3 protein-coding genes and 1 pseudogene are annotated in these 2,853 nt (G+C 74.2%); 2 read left to right on the top strand and 2 right to left on the bottom strand.

Going from position 1 to position 2,853, the window contains the following annotated elements; translation table 11 throughout:
• Positions 1 to 396: pseudogene (locus tag GPJ59_RS35240) on the top strand (hypothetical protein); the annotation flags it as partial.
• 6 nt (positions 397 to 402) lie between these two features.
• Here GPJ59_RS35240 and GPJ59_RS35235 read toward each other — a convergent pair.
• Positions 403 to 1,011 carry a TetR/AcrR family transcriptional regulator gene (locus tag GPJ59_RS35235; RefSeq protein ID WP_219672156.1) on the bottom strand — a complete coding sequence of 203 codons (609 nt, stop codon included), beginning with the start codon at positions 1,009 to 1,011 and terminating at the stop codon, positions 403 to 405.
• 103 nt (positions 1,012 to 1,114) lie between these two features.
• Here GPJ59_RS35235 and GPJ59_RS35230 point away from each other — a divergent pair, with 103 nt between their 5' ends.
• Positions 1,115 to 1,993 (top strand): NAD(P)-dependent oxidoreductase, encoded by an 879-nt coding sequence (locus GPJ59_RS35230; RefSeq protein WP_219672155.1) that lies wholly within the window; start codon positions 1,115 to 1,117, stop codon positions 1,991 to 1,993.
• Here the strand turns inward: GPJ59_RS35230 and GPJ59_RS35225 are convergent.
• On the bottom strand, positions 1,990 to 2,853 hold an 864-nt coding region (locus GPJ59_RS35225), incomplete at its 5' end, for an arylamine N-acetyltransferase family protein (protein ID WP_219672153.1). The genes GPJ59_RS35230 and GPJ59_RS35225 overlap by 4 nt on opposite strands.

Below are 2,853 nucleotides of genomic sequence, written 5' to 3'. Positions count from 1 at the left end.
GCCCGCCGCCTGGCGGCGACCGTCGCCCCGTACTCCGCGCCGCGCCGCCCGGCGTCGCGCGTCGAGGGCGGCTTCGACTTCTTCGGCACCAAGGCCGCGGAGAAGACCCGCGCGGCGATCGAGGCCGTCCAGCACGAGGACCTGGCCGACGTGGTCGGCGCGGAGGCCCTGGCGGCCCACCGGGCCGAGAGCGCGCCCCGCCAGACCGCCCCGGAGCAGGGCGCCCGGGAGCAGGCCGCCCCGGCGGCGACCACTGCGAAGCCGTCCACCCCGGAGCCGTCCGCGCCGCAGCAGGCCGGGTCGGAGGAGTCGGCGGCGGGCCAGGTCATCGACCTGACGGCCCACGACGAGACCGAGCCCATCGACGTGGTCCGCCTGCGCACGGCCATCTCCTGACGCTGCTCATCGCGGGCCGGTCGTACCGGGCCCGTACGACGCCACGAGCCGGGACAGGTGCCGGCCGGCCAGCAGGAGCGGGGTGCGCGAGCGGCTGACCTGGGCGGTCATCTCGGCACCCTCCAGCGTGTTGACGACCGTGACGGCCAGGTCGGCGGCCTCGTCCTCGGGGAGCCCGCCCGCCCGGAGCTTGGCGGCGACGAGACCCTGCCAGTGGGCGAAGGCCCGGCCGCAGGCCTCCTGTACGTCGGGCAGCCGGCCCAGGGTCTCCAGGGCGGTGGCGGTCACCGGGCAGCCGTCGAGCCAGTCCGAGGCTTCGAGCGCCTCCGCCAGCAGGCCGGTCACGGCCTCGACCGCCTCCGCCGGGTCCTCGCGGGTGGCGAGGCCCGCGGCGAGCATCTCGGCGAACTCCTCGTCCCCGAAGTGGATGGCCGCCACCGCCAGTTCCTGCTTGCCGCCCGGGAAGAAGTGGTACAGCGAGCCCAGGGTGGCCCCGGCGTCGCGCACGATCTGCTTGATCGGGCTGTTCTCGTAGCCGCCGTGCTGCATCAGGCGGGAGGCCGTGCGGACCAGCCGGTCGCGGGTGCCGAGTTCGATCGTCTTCGTGGCTGCCATGGCCGGATCCTACCGCTGAATGGATAGAGCGCTCGTTCTAGTCCTGTGTTACGGTCGCTCCGAGCTCTGGATAGAGCGTTCGTTCTAGTGCTGGGAGTGAGTCATGAGCATGGCCAGTAACAGCGTCACCGTCGTCGGTCTCGGGCCCATGGGCCGCGCCATGACCGGCGCCCTCCTCGACGCCGGACGCGAGGTCACCGTCTGGAACCGCAGCGCCGGCAAGGACACCGAGCTGGTCGCCCGCGGCGCACGGCGGGCCGGCAGTATCGAGGAGGCGGTGCAGGCCTCCGGCCTCGTCGTCCTCAGCCTGATCGACGTGGACGCCATGTACGGGACCCTCGGCGAGGCCCCGCTCCAGGGGCGGGTGCTGGCCAACCTGTCCTCCGACACCCCGCAGAAGGCCCGGGCCGCCGCGGCATGGGCGGCCGCGCGCGGGGCGGCGTACCTGACGGGCGGGATCAACGTGCCGCCGGACCTCGTCGGCAAGCCCGAGGCGACGGTGTTCGTCAGCGGTGCACAGGCCGTGTACGAGGAGCACCGCGCGAGCCTCGACGTGCTCGCCGCGACCGACTGGAAGGGCGAGGACCCGGGTCTGGCCCAGCTCTTCTACCAGCTCAACATGATCATGTTCTGGACGGCGATGACCGGCTTCGACCAGGCGGTCGCCGTCGCGCAGGCGGGCGGCCTGACGGCCGCCGACATCCTCCCGTACGCCGCCGGTACCACCGACAGCATGAGCAACTTCCTGCACTTCTACGCCCCGCGCATCGACAAGGGCGAGCACGGAGGCGATGTCGACCGGCTGGCCATGTGCGCGGCCAGTCTGGACCACGTCGTGCACACCGCCGCCGACTCGGGGGTCGACACCGGCGTCCTCCAGGCCCATGCGGACCTCTACCGCCGCGGGGTCGAGGCCGGCTTCGGCGCGGACAGCAGCACGCGGCTGGTCGAACTGCTGCGCCGTACGGGCGCGACGGCCTAGGAGCGGTCCGGGCACGCGCCCGCGCGGTCCCACAGCAGGGTGCGGTCCGCCGGGGTGAGGTCGTCCGGGGAGCGGCCGAAGACGGTGGTGAGCACCTCGAAGAACTCCTCCTCGGTGGCGAGTTCGCGCATCGAGGTGCCGGCCGCCGCCTCGATCCGGCTCAGCGTCCGGCCGCGTAGGACGTCGATGCCGGACGCGTCCCGGCGCAGGACGGCCAGGGTGCGCACGAAGGTGGAGTCGCAGGCGGTGGACAGCCGGGCGTGCTCGGCGGCGAAGTCGGCCGTCGTGGCAGGGGCGGAGCGGAAGTTGACCACCGGGCAGGGCCCGCCCTCGTTCACGAAGGTCCAGCCCGGCTCGTCACCCGGCAGCCGCTCCATGCGGTAGCCGAAGCCGCCCTGCTCGTAGGGGCCCTCGCGCAGCGGCAGCGGCTCGTACGGGCCGTCGCCGAGGCCCGTGTCCACGAAGTACGCCGTCCCTTCGACGCGGACCGTCAGCACGAGGTGGTTGCCGTTCACCTCGCGGTCGCCGGCGTCGTGGCAGACGCCGCCCACGTGCCGGGTGACGTCGTAGCCGAGGGTCTCCAGGAGGGCGGCGAAGGCGCCGTTGAGGTGGAAGCAGTAGCCGCCGCGGCCGGCGGCGAAGCGGCGGGCCGACAGCTCGGGGTCGATGGCGGGCGGCCGGCCGAGCTGGATGTCCAGGTTCTCGTACGGGACGCGCTCCAGGTGGGCGCGCTGGAGGGCGAACAGCCCGGCGGCGGACGGTCCGGCGGCCGCCGCCCCGGCCGGGATGCCGAGCCGCCGCAGATACCGCCCGGCCACGTCGGCGGGCAGACCGGCGGGGGCGGGGGCAGGGGCAGGGGC

Origin of the sequence: Streptomyces bambusae, from assembly GCF_019400985.1 — a bacterium.
GTDB lineage: Bacteria > Actinomycetota > Actinomycetes > Streptomycetales > Streptomycetaceae > Streptomyces > Streptomyces bambusae_A.
Note: the sequence above shows the minus strand (reverse complement) of the source record. Positions and strands in the feature narration are given on the sequence as shown.

Excerpts from the sequence above, each read along its gene's own strand:
- GPJ59_RS35235 (WP_219672156.1), bottom strand. The coding sequence starts at position 1,011 with ATGGCAGCCACGAAGACGATCGAACTCGGCACCCGCGACCGGCTGGTC.
- GPJ59_RS35230 (WP_219672155.1), top strand. The coding sequence starts at position 1,115 with ATGAGCATGGCCAGTAACAGCGTCACCGTCGTCGGTCTCGGGCCCATG.